The sequence below is a fragment of the Variovorax robiniae genome, from assembly GCF_037889955.1.
GTDB lineage: Bacteria > Pseudomonadota > Gammaproteobacteria > Burkholderiales > Burkholderiaceae_C > Variovorax > Variovorax robiniae.
This window is the reverse complement of record NZ_JBBKZS010000028.1, coordinates 25,436-41,946: the sequence shown is the minus strand read 5'-3', so window position 1 is coordinate 41,946 and position 16,511 is coordinate 25,436. Positions and strand designations below refer to the sequence as shown.

17 protein-coding genes and 2 pseudogenes are annotated in these 16,511 nt (G+C 62.7%); 7 read left to right on the top strand and 12 right to left on the bottom strand.

Annotated features, from left to right (window positions below; translation table 11 throughout):
* The first annotated feature begins 313 nt into the window (after nt 1-313).
* The 3 genes and pseudogenes from WKW79_RS32965 to WKW79_RS32955 all read left to right on the top strand — a co-directional run.
* Nucleotides 314-688 carry a transporter substrate-binding domain-containing protein gene (locus WKW79_RS32965; RefSeq protein WP_340339455.1) on the top strand — a complete coding sequence of 125 codons (375 nt, stop codon included), beginning with the start codon at nt 314-316 and terminating at the stop codon, nt 686-688.
* On the top strand, nt 646-1,371 hold the full coding sequence (locus WKW79_RS32960) for a type 2 periplasmic-binding domain-containing protein (RefSeq protein ID WP_340339454.1): 726 nt from the start codon (nt 646-648) through the stop codon (nt 1,369-1,371). The genes WKW79_RS32965 and WKW79_RS32960 overlap by 43 nt, the downstream gene beginning before the upstream one ends.
* Before the next feature lie 52 nt (nt 1,372-1,423).
* A pseudogene (locus WKW79_RS32955) lies at nt 1,424-1,677 on the top strand (IS5/IS1182 family transposase); the annotation flags it as partial.
* A gap of 268 nt (nt 1,678-1,945) precedes the next feature.
* Here the strand turns inward: WKW79_RS32955 and WKW79_RS32950 are convergent.
* Entirely contained in the window at nt 1,946-2,386 is a 441-nt protein-coding gene (locus WKW79_RS32950) for a site-specific integrase (protein WP_340339453.1), read from the bottom strand.
* Between the two features lie 67 nt (nt 2,387-2,453).
* On the opposite strand from WKW79_RS32950, the gene WKW79_RS32945 reads away from it, so the two are divergent.
* The gene (locus WKW79_RS32945; protein WP_340339452.1) at nt 2,454-3,455 is read left to right on the top strand and encodes an ABC transporter substrate-binding protein; all 1,002 of its coding nucleotides are present in this window, start codon (nt 2,454-2,456) and stop codon (nt 3,453-3,455) included.
* Nucleotides 3,456-3,561: 106 nt separating this feature from the next.
* Here the strand turns inward: WKW79_RS32945 and WKW79_RS32940 are convergent, their stop codons facing one another.
* The 11 genes from WKW79_RS32940 to WKW79_RS32895 all read right to left on the bottom strand — a co-directional run bounded on the left by WKW79_RS32940 (nt 3,562) and on the right by WKW79_RS32895 (nt 13,599).
* On the bottom strand, nt 3,562-3,777 hold the full coding sequence (locus WKW79_RS32940) for a site-specific integrase (RefSeq protein ID WP_422824003.1): 216 nt from the start codon (nt 3,775-3,777) through the stop codon (nt 3,562-3,564).
* A 293-nt stretch (nt 3,778-4,070) separates the two neighbouring features.
* Entirely contained in the window at nt 4,071-4,259 is a 189-nt protein-coding gene (locus WKW79_RS37115; RefSeq protein WP_422824005.1) for an ATP-binding protein, read from the bottom strand.
* A gap of 39 nt (nt 4,260-4,298) precedes the next feature.
* Nucleotides 4,299-5,579 (bottom strand): formylglycine-generating enzyme family protein, encoded by a 1,281-nt coding sequence (locus WKW79_RS32935; protein WP_422824002.1) that lies wholly within the window; start codon nt 5,577-5,579, stop codon nt 4,299-4,301.
* A gap of 79 nt (nt 5,580-5,658) precedes the next feature.
* Nucleotides 5,659-7,326 (bottom strand): arylsulfatase, encoded by a 1,668-nt coding sequence (locus tag WKW79_RS32930; RefSeq protein WP_340339451.1) that lies wholly within the window; start codon nt 7,324-7,326, stop codon nt 5,659-5,661.
* A 218-nt stretch (nt 7,327-7,544) separates the two neighbouring features.
* Nucleotides 7,545-7,691, bottom strand: coding sequence for a hypothetical protein (locus WKW79_RS32925; RefSeq protein ID WP_340339450.1), 147 nt, complete (start codon nt 7,689-7,691; stop codon nt 7,545-7,547).
* A 282-nt stretch (nt 7,692-7,973) separates the two neighbouring features.
* Complete coding sequence (locus WKW79_RS32920; RefSeq protein WP_340339449.1) at nt 7,974-8,342, bottom strand: response regulator transcription factor FixJ; 369 nt, start codon at nt 8,340-8,342, stop codon at nt 7,974-7,976.
* A gap of 318 nt (nt 8,343-8,660) precedes the next feature.
* Nucleotides 8,661-9,689: a transporter gene (locus WKW79_RS32915; RefSeq protein ID WP_340339448.1), complete on the bottom strand. Its 1,029-nt coding sequence runs from the start codon at nt 9,687-9,689 to the stop codon at nt 8,661-8,663.
* Nucleotides 9,690-10,067: 378 nt separating this feature from the next.
* The gene (locus tag WKW79_RS32910; protein WP_340339447.1) at nt 10,068-10,481 is read right to left on the bottom strand and encodes a hypothetical protein; all 414 of its coding nucleotides are present in this window, start codon (nt 10,479-10,481) and stop codon (nt 10,068-10,070) included.
* 113 nt (nt 10,482-10,594) lie between these two features.
* Nucleotides 10,595-10,918, bottom strand: a complete 324-nt coding sequence (locus tag WKW79_RS32905) for a cell envelope biogenesis protein TolA (protein ID WP_340339446.1) — start codon at nt 10,916-10,918, stop codon at nt 10,595-10,597.
* 223 nt (nt 10,919-11,141) lie between these two features.
* Nucleotides 11,142-11,756, bottom strand: coding sequence for a response regulator transcription factor (locus tag WKW79_RS32900; protein ID WP_340339445.1), 615 nt, complete (start codon nt 11,754-11,756; stop codon nt 11,142-11,144).
* Between the two features lie 4 nt (nt 11,757-11,760).
* Nucleotides 11,761-13,599, bottom strand: coding sequence for an ATP-binding protein (locus WKW79_RS32895; RefSeq protein ID WP_340339444.1), 1,839 nt, complete (start codon nt 13,597-13,599; stop codon nt 11,761-11,763).
* Between the two features lie 63 nt (nt 13,600-13,662).
* Between WKW79_RS32895 and WKW79_RS32890 the strand changes: the two genes are divergently transcribed.
* The 3 genes and pseudogenes from WKW79_RS32890 to WKW79_RS32880 all read left to right on the top strand — a co-directional run bounded on the left by WKW79_RS32890 (nt 13,663) and on the right by WKW79_RS32880 (nt 16,382).
* Nucleotides 13,663-14,637 (top strand): tripartite tricarboxylate transporter substrate-binding protein, encoded by a 975-nt coding sequence (locus tag WKW79_RS32890; protein ID WP_340339443.1) that lies wholly within the window; start codon nt 13,663-13,665, stop codon nt 14,635-14,637.
* Between the two features lie 84 nt (nt 14,638-14,721).
* Nucleotides 14,722-15,661 (top strand): annotated as a pseudogene (locus WKW79_RS32885) (IS481 family transposase).
* Nucleotides 15,662-15,935: 274 nt separating this feature from the next.
* Nucleotides 15,936-16,382 (top strand): outer membrane lipoprotein, encoded by a 447-nt coding sequence (locus WKW79_RS32880; RefSeq protein ID WP_340339442.1) that lies wholly within the window; start codon nt 15,936-15,938, stop codon nt 16,380-16,382.
* The last annotated feature ends 129 nt before the right edge of the window (nt 16,383-16,511 follow it).

The window sequence follows — 16,511 nt, the reverse complement described above, 5'->3', positions numbered from 1 at the left end:
CTGCTCAGCAGGCCGAATCGGCCTTGTTCCTGGAACATCAGGCGCACTAGGTCACTCGCACGCGCAAGCGCAAAAAACGAATCTGGTCTTCCGCAATTGCTTTTCTCTACGCGTGGGGGCGGACGCGATGGAGGCGAAAAGCAGCTCTCAGTTGCACGTGATGCCTTCCCCGTGCACGGAAATCTCAGATGCGACGATGTCGTCATCCTGACGATTGTCGGCGCTGCCGCTCGCGGCCAGAATGTATCGAGGTCTACGGATGGAGGTGTCGCTGGTGCAAACGAATTCACTCCGATGGCGAGGCTTGGCCTCGATGTGGCTGGTGCTGGCATGCGCTTCGTCGGTGTACGGGGACGAGGCGGCTCCGCGGCAGACCCGGCCGTTGCGGGTGGCCACGAGTGCGCTGGCGCCTTTCGTCATCAAGGAGGGGGATCGGTTCAAGGGATTCAGCGTCGACCTGTGGAACGAACTCGCGCGCCGAATGGGGGTCGAGTTCGTCTGGGTGGACGCGGGCTCACGTGCGGACCAGCTTGAAAGCGTGGCTCGTGGCAACGCGGACGTCGCCATCTCGGCTATTGTGATGACGCCTGAGCGCGAGCGCGTCATCGATTTCTCGCAAGCCTATTTTGATTCGGGCTGCAGATCATGGTCCGCGCCGAAGCGGAAAGTCCCATTCTTGCCACCTTGATGGCCATACCTTGGAAGTCCATCGGAAAGCTGTTCGCCGCGGCGCTCGTGCTTGTGTTTCTCTGGGCCAACGTGCTCTGGGTCATCGAGCGAAGACGAGGCCTGGATCTTGGCAAGGGATACCTGGCGGCCATCGGCAATGAGATGTGGAACACGACGCTGATCATCGCGACCGGCGAACATGGCGAACGTCGCGACCCCGGCACCCTGAGGCGCATTGTTATTGCCTGCATCTGGCTGATGGGCATCGTACTGATCACGCAATTGACCGCGACGGTGACCTCATCGCAGACGGTGCAAAGGTTGCGGTCGACCATCACCGGTCCAGGGGACTTGCCCGGCAAGACGGTGGCGACCGTGCCCGGCACCGTGGCGGCAGATTACCTCGCGATCCTGCACCTGCCTTTTGTCGAAGTCGCTAATGCCGCGGCCGCCATCGACTTGCTCATGCACGACAAGGTCCAGGCCATCGTCTTCGACGCCCCCACGCTGCAGTATTGGGCTGCGACATCAGGCAATGGATCACTGCAAGTCGTCGGCCCTGTGTTCAGGCCGGAGAAGTACGGCATCGTGGTTGCACTGGGCAGCCCGCTTCGCAAGCGGATCAACGAGGCGCTGCTCGGGGTCTATCAGGATGGGACATACGAGCAGATCCACGACAAGTGGTTCAAGACGCAGAGGTAGGTGTCGGTTTCCCTATGCTGCGCAAGGGAATGTCCGCGGCGTTGCGATGCTTTCTCGCGGCACCTTCTCCAAGCATCGGCACGGGCGTTTCCGCGACAGCGATGCATTGCGCCACCTCTTCGAGCTCGTTCTGCGGCGCTCATGAGGGAAGGCCTTGTACGTGGTGAAGGGTTTGCGGTGGATGCCAGCATCATCAAGGCGGACGCAAAACGCGCTCGTGGTGGTGTGAGCGCCGACACCACCGAGTGGAGCAAGGGCGAAGGGCCAAGTCGCGCTCTGCGCGAATACCTTGCCGCCTTGGAAGAGAGCAATCCGACGGGGGACGAATCCGATGACCCGCCAGGGCCTTCGATTGTGGCAGCCGGTCGAGAACTGACAAGTTAGCCGGAATGTCGCGGACCCACGGGCCAGCATTGGAATTCTTTGCCAGCACTGGGTTGCGAGTGATGGGGCGGGTCAGTTCAGTGCCCGGCACTGGGGGGCAAGAACGCGCCGGCATCAACATGATGACGGTAAGTCTGTGACTACGCGGGCAGCCGCCATTCGGCAAACAGCGAAGCACGCGGTCTCGGATTTACGTTCTTCTACGCTTGATGCCGCTGGCGGCGAGCCAGGCCCGCATCGTCAGCGCCGCAACTTCGACCAGGAGCTTGATGTCCTCGGGACGGCCCTGCCCGGACTGGTTGATCTTGGAGTGGGTGAGGGCGTGGACATACGAATTCGCATCCACGCGCCACAGGTTCTCCAGCGTCGCACCGGCCGGCTCGGAACGTCGCCGCCCGCCGGTCGCCCAAGCAAACAGAAGCAGGGCGCGGTCTCGCTTGCCGCGCAGCGTTTCATCGCAGTGGCCAACTCGAGCTGCAACGGATCTTTTGCGAGCGCGCGCTGCCTGTTCGGGCGGGCGCCGCGTTGGGAATAGGCGCGACGTGTCCTGCCAATCAACTCGCGCACGAGCGCGGTCAGGGAGCCGATCCAGCTGATTGCCCCATCGAACGAGGTCGGGTCCGACCTGCATCGGTGCATACTGCGTCGACGTGGCGCCTCGGGGGTTGCAATGTGCGTCGCGCAAACGAGGGGAATCCATGATGCTTGTCGATGCTGCACGAATGGCGGGGGCTCTTCTGGCGATCGCAAGCGGCCTTGTCGTATCGGCTTCGAGCGTCGTGGCGCAAGGTATTGACAGGGTGGCGCACATCGGCCTGCTTTGCCTCAGCCGCTGCGACACCCCCGCCTTCGATGCGTTGCGAGGGGGGCTCCGCAGTTCCGGATGGATCGAGGGCCGCAATCTAAAAATCGAGTTCCGTGCCGCCGACGGACACATCGACCGCTTGCCGGATCTTGCGCAGGAACTGGTGAATCTCAAGCCCGAACTCATCATGGCGTTCAATCCGCAGGCAACCCGTGCAGCCAAGGATGCGACCGCCACCATCCCCATCGTGTTTCTTGCGGTCGCGGATCCCGTTGGCATTGGACTCGTGGACAGCCTGGCGCGGCCGGGAGGCAACGTGACGGGCCTGGCGACACTGGTCCCGGGTGGCCTGATGGGCAAGGGACTTGAACTGCTCGCACAGATGGTGCCCAAGGCGTCGCGGATTGCAGTCCTGCTCAATCCCAGCAACGAAGTATCGAACAGGCTTTTTTCGCTGGACGCTCAGCCGGCTGCTCGGCAGCTGGGCTTGGAGCTTCACGTCTTCAGGGTTCGCGCGCCGGAGGACATCGGGCCGGCAATCGATGCAGCTTCCCAGGCGAAGGTCCATGCACTGTGGGCGCCGGGAGACCCGATCTTCCACAATCCGGTACAGCGCATCCCGGAGCTAGCAGCGCGCGCCGGACTTCCTGCGATGTACCTGACGCGAGAGTTTGTCCAGGCGGGCGGGCTGATGTCGTACGGCCCAGACCTCCTCGACCTGAATCGCCGAGCTGCAAGCTATGTCGACAAGATCCTGAGAGGTGCCAAACCGTCGGACCTACCGGTCGAGCAGCCCACGAGGTTTCATCTGGTGATCAACCTGAAGACCGCGAGGGCGCTGAAGATCCAGGTTCCACAATCGCTGCTAGTGCGCGCCGACGAGGTGATTGAATGAAGGCTCGGCACGCAATCTAGTGAATCGGCTACCTCGCGGGAACGCCGGCACCCAGTCTTTGAGTGATGTTGGATTTTGGGCTACGTGAGTTGCATCCTTCACGCGTTCACTCTTGATCGAGCATCCGGCTCGCCTTGCTGGTGAGGGAACTCTCGGAGCGGAAATACCCCATCACGGTGGCCACGCTGTGGTGCCCGGTCATCGCCATGGTTTCGGGCAGCGGCATGTCCTGTTTGCCCGCCTCCGTCACGAAGCCTGCGCCAACTGATGCGCTTTCGAAAGCACCGCCACCCGATGCACTAAACGTATTGAGCGCCGGCACCCCCCAGCTTGGCCTTGTACCCGTTGCCCACCAGCGCGTGGTCGATCTCTGGCGGCAGTGCATGCACCAGGTCGACTTTCAGATTTGCCGCTGATTTCGACTTCGCCGCCACCTTTGCTGCCGATGTCGCATGGGAGCGGCCGCACCGCTCAACCGAAACGCGTCAGGGCCTTTATCGACCTGGCTGTCCTGCGCCTGGCAAACAATCCACTCTACGTCCTGACTGCGAAGGAACTTCAAAGGCAGAGACGAAGGGGCGAAAGGCCTTCCAGGCAAAGCAGGGAAGACATTGTTCACGGTGCCGCGACATGCAGCGGTTGACGTCTCCCTCTTATCCGGTCACTTCTAAACTGGAGTCGGGCTGCCTCCAGCAGCGCCAAGGGACCGTCGCGGCTCAGCCGGACCTGGATCGTGCCGCCGGGCGGCGTGAACTTCAGCGCATTGCTTGCCAGGTTCCAGAAGATCTGCTCGACCCGCGCCACATCCACGAAAGCTCCGGCCTGCAGGGATAGTAGCCCGACCTAGCCGGCAGGCCTGGGCGCGTCGCTTACCAGCCGGAAGCCGATGTGACTCATGGGATTGAACGGATCGTTGCCGCGCCGCGCGCTGGGGCGGTAGCTGAGACAATAGTCCTCATTGCAGAGGAAGGAGCCGCCGCGTGTCACGCGACGTGGCGCGGCGGGTGGGGCGCCGGCATCGTCCGGGTCCCAACTGTCCTGTGGGCCCGTGGGATTGTCGATGGGCGTGCCCTTGCCTTGCTGCGCCTTGGCCTGCTGCTGGAAGTAGTCAGCACGGAACCAGTCGGCGACCCATTGCCAGGCGTTGCCGGTCATGTCGACCAGGCCGTAGCCGTTGGGCAGGAAGGTGCCGACCGGCTGCGTGCCGATCGCGCCGCCGGCCTTAGCGCTCACCTTCGGTACCACCGGAAAGCGGCCCTTGGCGCTCTTGTCCCAGATGTTGGCCATGGGCTGGCCGCCGGGCTGATAGTCGTCGCCCCAGGCATAGGTCGCCTGCTCCAAGCCGCCGCGTGCGGCGAACTCCCATTCGGCTTCGGTTGGCAGGCGCTTGTTCGCCCACTTGGCAAAGGCCAGCGCATCCTCGTAGCTGACCTGCACGACAGGGTGATCGTCCTTGCCCTCGATGCTGCTGGCGGGGCCTTGCGGCGCCTTCCAGTTGGCGCCGGGCACCAGTTGCCACCACTGGGACCAGTCGTTGAGGTTCACCGGCCGATCGGTGCCGACGAAGACCATCGCGGCGGGCACGAGCATGTCGTCGGGCGGGCGCGGCGTGCCGGGTGGGCTCTGCACGCGGATGGTTTCCCAGTCTGGCTTCTGCTCGGCCGTGGTGATGTAGCCGGTGGCCTTCACGAATTCGCGGAACTGCGCGTTGGTCACGTGGTTGCGGTCCATCCAGAAGCCACGCACCCGGACGGGGTGTGCAGGCTTCTCGTTGGGCTGGGCGAGCTTGCTGTCGCTGCCCATGGCGAACTCGCCACCGGGAACCCAGACCATGCCCTTGGGTCCGTTCACGCCGTCTCCCGGGACGACGGTCGGAAGAGCGCGGTGCGAGGCCTTGCCAGGGGCGGCGACCTGGCTTGCTACGGGCGCGCGGCCTTGCCACCAGGCCATGCCTCCATAGGCCGCGCCGCCCGCGACGGCGGCCCCGGCCAGTGCCGTCAGGAAGTTCCTGCGCGAGGACGGCGCGGGTGCCCGCGCCTCCACGGACTCGACGGCCCGCGCCGTCACCGTGGCAGCCGTCGCAGGCCGCGTGGCCTTGCGCCTGTTGCGTTGCTGCTTGCTCATGATCGATTGCGAAAGAGTGGTTGTCGCAGAATAAAAAGCCCCGGGCAATCCGGGGCCTTGAGGGTCGTCGGCCGCGGTCTCAATCGCCGTTGGGCATCGGCATGCTGAAGCCCTGCTTGGCCAGGGCGTCGCGGATGTGCTGGAAGCGCTCGTATTGCGAGATCGTGATCGGCCCGGTGTAGGTTTCGCTCTGCAGCTTGCGCGGCGGGTACTTGACGTAGCTCTGCATCAATTCCTTCACTGCGGCGTTGATGGTCACCAGCGACCAGGTCCGTTCGGTAAAGTTGTTCATGAAGATGTCGTAGCGCTCCTGCGGGTCGGCCCAGAGGTCGAAGACCTGGGGCACTGTGGCCACATAGGCTTCCGCACCCTTCCAGCCCAAGTTGGAATCCACCGCCAGGCCACCGGTCTGCGCACCGTTGTCGCCGCGCAGGTTGAACACCGCCTTGTAATTGCCCACGCGTGCTGCGCCCGGAGACAACTCGTTCTCGGTGAAGTAGAACCAGGACTTGCGGGTCGACTTGCCGGTGGTGCTGAACAGCACCGGCGCCATGTCGATGCTGTCGAAGACGATCGGCTTGTTGGCCCGGTCGGCCGTCGGCAGTGGAACGCCCCCCAAGTTGGCGAAGGTCGCCATGAGGTCGAGTCCGCCGCAGAGCTCGTGGCTCTTGCTGCCGGCCGGGATCCTGCCCGGCATCCAGGCAATGGCCGGCACGCGGTTGCCGCCTTCGCGCACCGTGCCCTTGGTGCCACGCAAGGGCGTGTAGCCGGCGTCCGGGTAGACATCCTGCCAGGCGCCGTTGTCGGTCGTGTAGAAGACCAGCGTGTTCTTGTCGAGCCCGAGTTCGCGAACCTTGTCCATGATGCGTCCGATGCGTGCGTCGAGTTCGACCACCGAGTCCGCATACTTGCTCTTGGACATCGACTTGCCGACGTAGTCCGGATGCGGCATGTTCGGTTGGTGCACCTTCATGAAGTTGATGTTCATGAAGAAGGGCGTGTTGCCCTTGCCATTGCGATCAAGGTAGTCGATCGATGCCTTCTCCACATAGCCGTCGAAGAAGGGGATGCCGACGACGCCCGGCTTGCCGTCGATCACGGGCGTGTCGACATATTGGCCGTTGATCTTGAATTCCTCGCGTGCCTTTTCGCCCGCGTTGGCGGACAGCGCGCCCCTGGTGACCTTCTGGAACATGGTGCGCAGCTCCGGGTCCATGTCGGGAAACCAGGTCGTGTCGGCATAGGTGTAGGCGTTCAGGTGATAGAGGCCTGCGTACTTCATCTCGTCATAGCCCTGGGCATTCGGCAGCGCGTAGTCCGACTCGCCGAGATGCCACTTGCCGGAGAAGAAGGTCTTGTAGCCGCCCTTCTTCAACACCGATGCCAGCGTCCATTCTTCCGCCGGCAGGCCGCCGCCCTGGCCCTGGAAGGCGACGGTGGTCATGCCGCTGCGGTTGGGGATGCGGCCGGTCTGTATCGCCGCGCGGCCGGGAGTGCAACTGGGCTGCGCGTAAAAGGTATACAGCGTCATGCCTTCTGCCGCGAGCTTGTCGATGTTCGGGGTCGGCATGCCGCGACCGGCGCCGCCGCCGTACGGACCAAGGTCGCCATACCCGGTGTCGTCAGAGACGATCAGGATAATATTGGGTTTGGCCTGCTGCTGTGCCATGGACGGCGTGGTCGTCAAGGCAATCAGTGCGGCGATTGCTGCCGGCGCCACAAGCCTCAGTTTGCGTATGAGTGTCATGTTGTTGTTTCCTCTTCATTGAAGAATTGAGCGCAGGCAACCTGCGCGGAGTCACGGGCGCGCACTACTTCTTCGCCGCACGCTCGACGCTCAGGACGGCGGCCTCCTCGATCACCATTCGCATTTCGCCGTCGCCCTTGAGTTTGCTGATGTCCATCCCTGCCGGAATCTTCACGGCGACTTCTGGCCGGCCTGGCGGTCGAAGGACTGCACCACCGCTAGGACCTCAACTGTGTTCGATGCCTCCACGCGGGCAGCGAACCCGTGGGTGCTGTGCCGCCGCTGGTCTCCACGCGCTCGCGGATGCCGTCGCCGTGGGTCACGTGCGCCAGCATGGCCACGACCGCCGCCGCATAGCGTGACACGATCGGAACGAACTCCAAACTTGCGAACTTGACCCTCTTTCACTGGCGGCGCGACTCGGCCAATGTCGAACCGACGCCTGCAGAGTCTCCGGATGTTCTTTCGTACCGAAGGCAGCGAAGGACTCACCTGATGGACCCGTAGGGGCGGATGATGGGCCTGTGCGCATGCGGTGGCTATCCCGGCGACCCCGTACCTCCACGTACGTGGCAATAATCATTGGCTGCCGGGATCTATCGAAGCTCGATCGGCTGCGTGCAATCCGGCACCTGCCATTGGAATGTTCACCGGGAATCCATGCACGCGCGATGTACGGCTGCGCGGAGCTGGAGCACGCTCACCGGCCGCTCCAGGAAGTCGGTCGCCTCGAGTCGCGCGATGTCGATGGCGGTGCGGAAGGCGGCGTAGGGCCCCAAAACGATCACCGGTATCGTGATATGACTGTCTCTCAGCTCGCGTACCAGCTTGAGCGTCGCGGCCGGGTCGACGTCGGCCGCTGCAATTACGCACTGGCCAGGGTTGCTTGCCTCATTGGCGAACAATGCTTTCTCGTCGTCGAGGAAGACAACGGAAGCGATGTCGCGCTTCAGCGCCGATTCGATCCATGCGCGCTCATCCGGCTTGAAGCCGACGACGTAGACGATGGTGGGCATGGCTTTAGACGTCTTGTGAGTGACTAAGAGCGCCTCGGCCCTCCAGTTGCATTGCCTTCCTTGGCGATCAAGATCAGTGCATTGTTGGCTTTCGTCGCCTTCTTTGGATATTCGCTTCTGGACCGGTTCTAATGCAAATCGCTAACAGGCCATGAATGGTGGGCTCCTATTCGAAATGCGCCTATCCGGGCAGCCACGCAGCACCACGTACGTGGCGTGAGCGGTCTTGGGCGCCGCTTGCCTTCGCACACGGCGCGGGCGCTCCAGCGCGTGGCGCCTAGCCCTGGATCCTGCATGCCGGCGAGCAGCATGCCCGGATCACTTGGGGAACATGAACTGCGCCTGCACTCGAATCTGCCAGTTGGCGCCGTTGTCCGGCTTGACTACGTTGTAGTACGCGGAGAGCTGCGTGTTCACTGGCAACTTGCCCAGATGCAAGATCTTGCCAACGCCCCCGCCGAGAGGCACCGTCCATCGCTGACTGTTATCGGCCTTCCAGTCGGCGGTGATGATGGGAGCGGTGGTGAGATAGAACCCTCCCGGAAAGTTGTAGTTGATGAAAGGCTGGAGTAGGAAGTTGTTGTATGACCCGCCCTGCTTGTTGCTGCTCACCGACCAGATGTTGTTGAACAGCGCGCCGTAGACCCAAGGGCTGCCATGATCGAGATGCAGCACGACCGCGGATGGGCCAAGTCCCCAGTTCTTGTTGCCCAGTTCCGAATTGCTGTTGGTGGGAATCTGGACCACCGGACCGACTCCCCAGATCCACTTGCCGGGATTGGCCGGCGAGAGAAAGGCGGTCATCACCACATCGCCCACGCCATTGAGACTGCCGGTTCCGGGGCCCAGCGAGGGCATCGAGATGAGCGGCAAGATCGTGCGGGTGATGATGTTCCAGTCCTTGTTGACCGAAATCGGAATCACCGGCTGGATGTTGAGGATGTTCTGCGTTCCCTTCTCCGGGCCCAAGTTGAGATTGGTGTTGTTTTGGAACGGCACGCTGATGAGGTTGCCAACCGGATTCTGTGCAAGCTTCGCAAGCTCTTCGGCGTTCATCTCGGCATGCGCCGCAAAGCCTGCCAACAGGGCCGCGGCACTGCAAGAGCCAGCAAGAACCTTGACTGGCGTGTGGCAGCAACTGTGCATTTGGTTCCTCCGCTCTGATTCATTGAAAGCCTTCAAATTGCGAGGCGCAGAAGTCAGCGATGCGACACCCCCGGCGTCTGGCACGCCCAAGTAACAGGCGGCGAGCGAATCGATCTCCCGGGGAGTCAGTTGCCGGGCGATGCTGCGATCCGCGCGCTGATGTCGCTGTGCCTTCTCGATTTTCCAGTTGGCAAGGCGCATCCGTGCAGGAGGCGAACTGGGCGTCACAATTGAACAGGCTGGCGGACAGTGAATGGCGTAGCTGTTCTTTCATTCGGGTCAGGCTGAGTTCAAGCAGGCCGGCCGCCTACGGCATCCCCAAGTCTGGTAGCACGGGGCATAGCCTCCATACCCAAAGGCCGGTGGGCGGTAGGTGCCGAAGCCGCTGGCCCCGGTACACACGGTCACCATACCGTAGGCGCCGGTGGTGGTTTCTCCGAAACGAGTGGTACGACTGGTTCCGCCGTACCAGTCGTGCGCGGTGCTGCCGTCAAATGCTCCCAGCGCAGCAACGCCCTGGCCGCGCTTTGAGATCGGCTTTTCACTGCATCCCCTCCTTGGTGCTCCATCGTCCCTTGGCTACCGACGCAAGCCGACAAACGCGGGACCGCCCCAGCCGCCCCAACCGCCCCAGTCCATGGAATTCATCTCGTTCATCTGCGCCGCCTCAAGGTTGTTGTTGCTCAATTGCTTGGCAACGCGCATCTTTTGATAGTCTTGGTATTGCGCCGGACCGCCGACGTAGGCCAAGTTGTTCATCGAGTCGGGTAGGACGTAGTACGTCGATCCCTGGTAGTTCACAGGGGTGACTTTGTCTTTTGGAAGCTTGGCGAGAATCGCCTGCTGGTCCGGCTTCTTGGGAGTAATGACCTTGAACCCGGCAGCCACGGCGAGGTTGTCGTTGTTGAGCGCATCGCTGGTGGCACAGCCCGCGGCCAGCACGATCACCGTGGCTGCGGCGACGCTCTTCAATGAATCAGGCAGATGCTTCATGGTGGTGTACCTGTTGGAGCCATGGATTCGAAGACGAGCCTGGCCGGCCCCATGTGCCGTCGGTGGGCACAAGCGGGAAAAGTCAGGCGAGACCGGAGAATGGTCCGGCGGACCTACTTCGCGCCGGGCATGTCCGGCGTGCCACCTTGTTTAGATGGCTTCCTGTTGGGATGCCGCTCGTCCCGCGCCTCGACGCGTGACTGTCCGGCGGCCGCGGACTTGCCAGTGGCGACGGCGTCGCTCTGAGCCGACATTGCCTCGTCGCCCGTCGGCTTCTTCACCATGCCGTGCGGCTTCGCGTCATCCTTGGCTTGCGCGCGCTGCTGCGGCTTGCTGTTGGTGATGACCTGTTCCTGTGACGTCGTACCTGGCGGGTTCTGCGCGGATGCGCCGACGGCGAAAAGACTGGCGATCATGGCTGCAAGAAGTTTGCTCATTGCGTTTTCTCCTCGGTTGATGGATCGATGCGCCTTTCCGCGGTGAACGCGTCACGGTGCGTTGAAGCGTTGCCGTGCGCCAGTTCAGAAATGCGCGATGGCCTGGCGAAATGATTCTGAAGAGGGCCATTCGACAAAACCAGCCCGGCGGCCACTTACGCCCACGTACGTGGTCGGCCCAATGACAGGAATTGCGCACCCACCGAGCGCGTGGGCAAGGCCCTCAGTCGTCTGCGCGTTGGGATTGGAGCCGGATCAGCTCCGTGATCGAACTGACGCCCAGCTTCTCGAGCAGCCGGCTTCGGTGCTGCTCGACGGTGCGAAAACTGATGTCCAGGTCCTTGGCAATGACCTTGCTCGGCAAGCCCTTGAGCGCGAGCCGCATCACCTCTTGCTCTCGACTCGTCAGCGCGGCGATGTGCTTGTCCAGGAGCCTGCCCCGTTCCGGCGTCGCAGGTTCGCGAATGCTCGCGTCCCGGCGCAAGGCTTCGTTGATGGCGTCCAGCAATTGCTGCTGTCGGTAGGGCTTCTGGACAAAGTCGATCGCCCCGTCCTTGACGGCCTTGACCGCCATCGAGATGTCGCCGTGGCCACTGATGAAGACAATGGGAATGCGCGCGCTGATCGCCACGAGGCGCTCCTGAAGCGCCAGACCACTCATGTGTGCCATGCGCACGTCCAGCACCAGGCAGCCCGGGCGGGCCGCGTCGAAGTCCGCCAGGAAGTCGATCGCCGAGCTGTACGTCTCGGTAGCGAGCCCGACGCAACTCACCAGTTCCCGGACGGAGTCGCGGGAGGCCTCGTCGTCATCGATGATGAATACAGTCGGCTCTGCCATCGTGTCAGTCTACTGAAGTAGCGATCGGGAGTGTGAAACTGAATATCGCACCGCCCCCAACGCGATGCGATGCCCAGAGCTTGCCTCCATGCGCCTCGATCAGCTTTCGGCAGATCGCCAGCCCGACGCCCAGGCCATTGGTTTTGGTCGAGTAGAACGATCCGAAAATCCGCTCCAAGTCGCCTTCGGCGATGCCAATGCCACGATCCGCGACTTCCACCAGGACCTCGTCGTACTCATTCAGGCGGAGGGCGACTGTGATTTCCCGCGCACCGCCCGGTGGCGCCCCCTCGATGGCCTCCATCGCATTGCGCAGCAGGTTCAGGATGACCTGCTGCAAATGAATCTCGTCAACCAAGACTGCTGGCAGCGAATTCCCTGACGCCAGCCCAATGTCGATGCCGTGCAGCTCAAAGTCCATCTTCACCATGCCCAGACACTCGGTCACCGCTTGCTTCATGTCGATCAGTTTCGGCTCGAGGTCATGTCGCTGAACCATGCTGCGCATGCGCGCCACCACGTCGCCCGCCCGGGTTGCCTGACCGATGACCTTGTCGAGCAGGTCGAGAACGCGGCTGATGTCGGGTGCTGCTTCGGCGGCTCGCTGGCGCGCGGCCATCGCGTAGTTCTGGATTGCGTAGAGTGGTTGATTGATCTCATGTGCCAGCGCGACGGACATCTCTCCCGCCGTGTGAACGCGCACCAGGTGAGCCAGTCGCTCGCGCCAATGCGCGGCTTCGACTTCTGCCGCCCGCTTGCGACGCTCCACGGCATCGCGCTCATGCAGACTTGCGAACACTTCAGCCAGCAGGGTGACCCCGGGCGTCAGCACGTCGGGCCATTCGTGTTCGCGCTCGATGCTCGCCAGGGCGAGGGCGCCCGCATTCCTGCCTTCCGATGCGATCGGCACCGCGAGCAGTGAACGAACGCCGAGTTGACGCAGTGTGGCCGCATCGGCTTGTCCTTCGGGCGGGACATCCGAAAGGCGCGAGATGCGCACGACGCTGCCACCCCCAATCAGCGCGCGGATCCACGGCAATTCGGGGGCCTTGCCTTGCGCGGCTACTCCGGCGAAACCGGCCGCGTGCCACTGCTGTAGCACCCCGAAGGGAACGCCGTCGTTAATTTGCCAAAGTACAACTCGCTCTGCTCCCACAAACTCGCCGATCTGTCGGAGGCCCTTCGCGATTGCCTGATTTTCTTCGCCATGTTTGGAGAGCACGAGGGACGCAAGGATGGCGCTCGCGAGCCGCTCGAATCCGACCGACAGTCCGAGTTCTTCTTGCGCGCGCTTGCGCGCCAAGGCGCTTCCGAAAATCCCTGCCAGCAGACGCATGCGCGCAACCAAGTCGTCAGACCAGTTGCGTTCGCTGCGAATACATCCGAAGTTGAGAATGCCATGCAGTTCCCCTGCTACCGTGATGGGCATCATGACGTGGGACTTCAGTCCGAGCTTGCGCCAGTTTTCCTTGTCGAAGCTAGCTTCCGGCGGCAACTCGTCCATACTGGAAAAAACGATCGACTCGTTGGCGATCGCCTTTGCCACGGCCCACGGATTCGAATCCCGTGCGGGGATCGTTCGCTTGGGCACCGGCTCCACACCCTCCACAGCGAAGGAGTGAGTCACCTCCACCCAGCCAGTTAACGGGAAGACACGGTTCAGGGTCGAACGATCGATGCCAAGCGTTGATACGATCCGCGCCAAGCCTCGGTCGATCGCATCATCGATCTCTTGAGCAGGCACGGATAGGAACGCGGCCGACAGATCCTGCAACAGACGCTCGAAGCTCAGCAGTTCCTGTAGAGAAGCAGACGCATTGGCTGACGCGATCGCCTCAGGCATGCTCCCGCGGAATGGATAATGCTGCCTGCCCATTTACACGATCACTCTGGCGGAAGGGTTTGTATGGGACTGATCAGGACAATCACGTGGCTGCTATCGGCAACAGCTGCGATCGGACTGGGCCAAATTGCGTTTGCGCAGGTCGCCGATGCCAGTCCGGCCAGGATCATGCTGGCATTTGAGGGTGGTTCGGCCAAGAACGTGGCACTGCATCTGGCCGAACGAATGCGCGAGCCGCTCAAGCGGCCCATTTACGTCGAGGAAAAACCGGGCGCCAGCGGGCGCGTAGGTGCCCTCGCGCTGAAGCACGCTGTACCAGACGGGGCAACGGTGGCAATGCTTCCCATCGCAGTGCCGGTGCTGGCGCCGATGACCTTCAAGGACGTGCAATACGACGCTATGCATGACTTTGCCCCCATTTCGCAGATCGCCAGTTATCGCTTTGCGTTTGCGGTTCCCGCGAATCACCCCGCGCAGTCGTTCCCTGACTTTGTTGCCTGGCTGCAATCCCACCCGTCGCAAGCATTCTTTGGCTCGCCTGCTGCGGGCAGCCTGCCTCACTTCCTGGGCGTACTCATATCCAGGGCGATCGATGTCGACATGACCCAAGTCGCCTACAAGGGATTCGGTCCCATGTCGATCGACCTCATGGGCGGCCAAGTTCCCGCAGGCATCTCGCCGATTTTGGACTTGATTGAACTGCACCGCGCAGGGCGACTCAGAATTCTCGCAACGTCGGGCGCAAAGCGCGAGTCCCAGTTGCCTGAGGTGCCGACCTTCATCGAGCAGGGCTATCCGACAGTGCAGGCAACGGGGTGGGTCGCCTTCTTTGCCCCCGCGAAGACGCCCAAGTCAGTCATCGACCAGTGGTCGGCCGCGCTGTTGAGCGCCATTCGTTCGGCCGAAACGCGGCAGAAGTTCGTTGAACTCGGGCTCGATGCGACCGGCACCACGCCAGAAGAGCTCACCGCGATCATGGCCGCCGACATCGCACGCTGGGGTCCAATCGTCAAGGCGTCGGGCTTCCGCGCCGACTAGATGTGATGTCTCAATAGGTTGTTCACCCGGAAGGGTCTGGGAGACTGGAGTTACCACGCTTCAGTCATCAGAAAGAACAACCAGGTGAACAGCCATAAGAATGCCAGATTGACCTTTGAAGGGCGCAAGTTGCTTGTTGCACGCATTGCTGTGATGGGGCTGATGCCGGCAGCCGAGGCTGCCGGCATCAGCACGCGCACGGCTCGCAAGTGGCTCAGGCGCTTCGAGGCGCACGGTGAGCAGGGCCTGCTCGATCGCAGCTCGCGTCCGGCGAAGACCCGTACCAGCCTGGACGAGTCGCTGTGCGAGCGCATTGAGCAACTGCGCCGCGCGCGCATGCCCATGCGGCGCATCGCCGCAGTCGTGGGACGTAGCGTCGCCACGGTCTGCCGGCTGCTCGGGCGACTGGGCCTGTCCAGCCTGAAGGCACTCGATCCGGTTGCACCGCTGGTGCGCTACGAGCGCGAAGCACCGGGCGAGTTGCTGCACATCGACACCAAGAAGCTCGGGCGTATCGTGCGCCCCAGCCATCGCGCTCACGGGTGATCGGCGTGATTCGGTGGACGGTGCAGGCTGGGAATTCGCCCATGTGGCCATCGATGACCACTCGCGCGTGGGCTTCGTGCAGATGCGCGAGAACGAGCGCAAGGACTCGGCCGTGAGCTTCCTCCTGGCCGCCGTGGCGCACTACGAGGCGCTGGGCGTGACGATCAAACGCTTGATTACTGACAACGGGCCGGCCTACCGCTCGCAGCTGTTTGCCAAGACTTGCCAGGCCTTGGGCATCAAGCACACGTTTACCAGGCCGTATCGCCCGCAAACCAATGGCAAGGCCGAGCGCTTCATCCAGACCTGCCTGCGAGAGTGGGTCTATGGCCGCATCTGGGCCAACAGCGCTGAGCGCACTGCTTGGCTGCCCGCGTTCCTGAGTTACTACAACGCTCGCAGACCGCACTCGGCCTTGGGCTACAAGCCGCCAGCCTCCCGCCTCGGCGGGAATAACCTATTGCAACTCAACAACTAGATCTCTCTTCTCTCTCTTGGGGCCGCCTCCCAGGTCGATGTCCACGTACGTGGACTGCGTAGTCGCCGGGATAGGCGGGCGGGATTGCGAGTTCCAGAATCGCCGCTCTGATCACGCACGCTGCCGAATCTGGATTCTCCATGCATCGCGCAATGCTCATTGCAAACCACGCGCATTGCGCTGTGCCCCAAGCAGAGCCGTGTTGGCGTCCGGTTCGGTGCTGTCATTCTCGGCACCTGTGCCTGACCTCTGAGCAAATTCCTGAGGAGCATCTATGAACCGACACCTTGTTCCCCGAATCGGCGCATTGGCTTTGGCCCTGGCGCTCGGAGCCTGCGCCGCACCTGGCGCCCAGCCCGGTGCGATGGAAGTACGGCGGGCTACCATCGAGCAGATCACACCAACGCAGTTGCAAAGCAACCATCACGCGGGCATCGGCGCCGTGGCTGGGGGGCTTGCAGGAGTGGGCATTGGCAGCCTGATCGGCGGCGGAACCGGGCGCGACGTGGCCATGGTGCTGGGCGCCGTGGGCGGGGCGGTGGCAGGTAATGAGGTCCAGAAGAAATACGACCAGCCGACACCGGGGCAGCAGATCGTCGTGCGCACCGCCAGCGGCGTGCTGGTTTCGGTGTCGCAACCAGCCAACCCGGGCCTTCGAGTCGGGCAGCGGGTCTACATCGAAGGTAGCGGCGAAAACGCGCGAATCGTCCCTCAACAGTAGCCAGCGGCTGATTGCTCACCACGAGTCTTTCGTGGCCGCGCTCTAGTTCAATGCGCCATGAGCCACACACCTGTTTGCTGGATGCGGTCGCAGCGGTGGCAGCCCGGTGCCGGCCCAAATTCTGGTTGG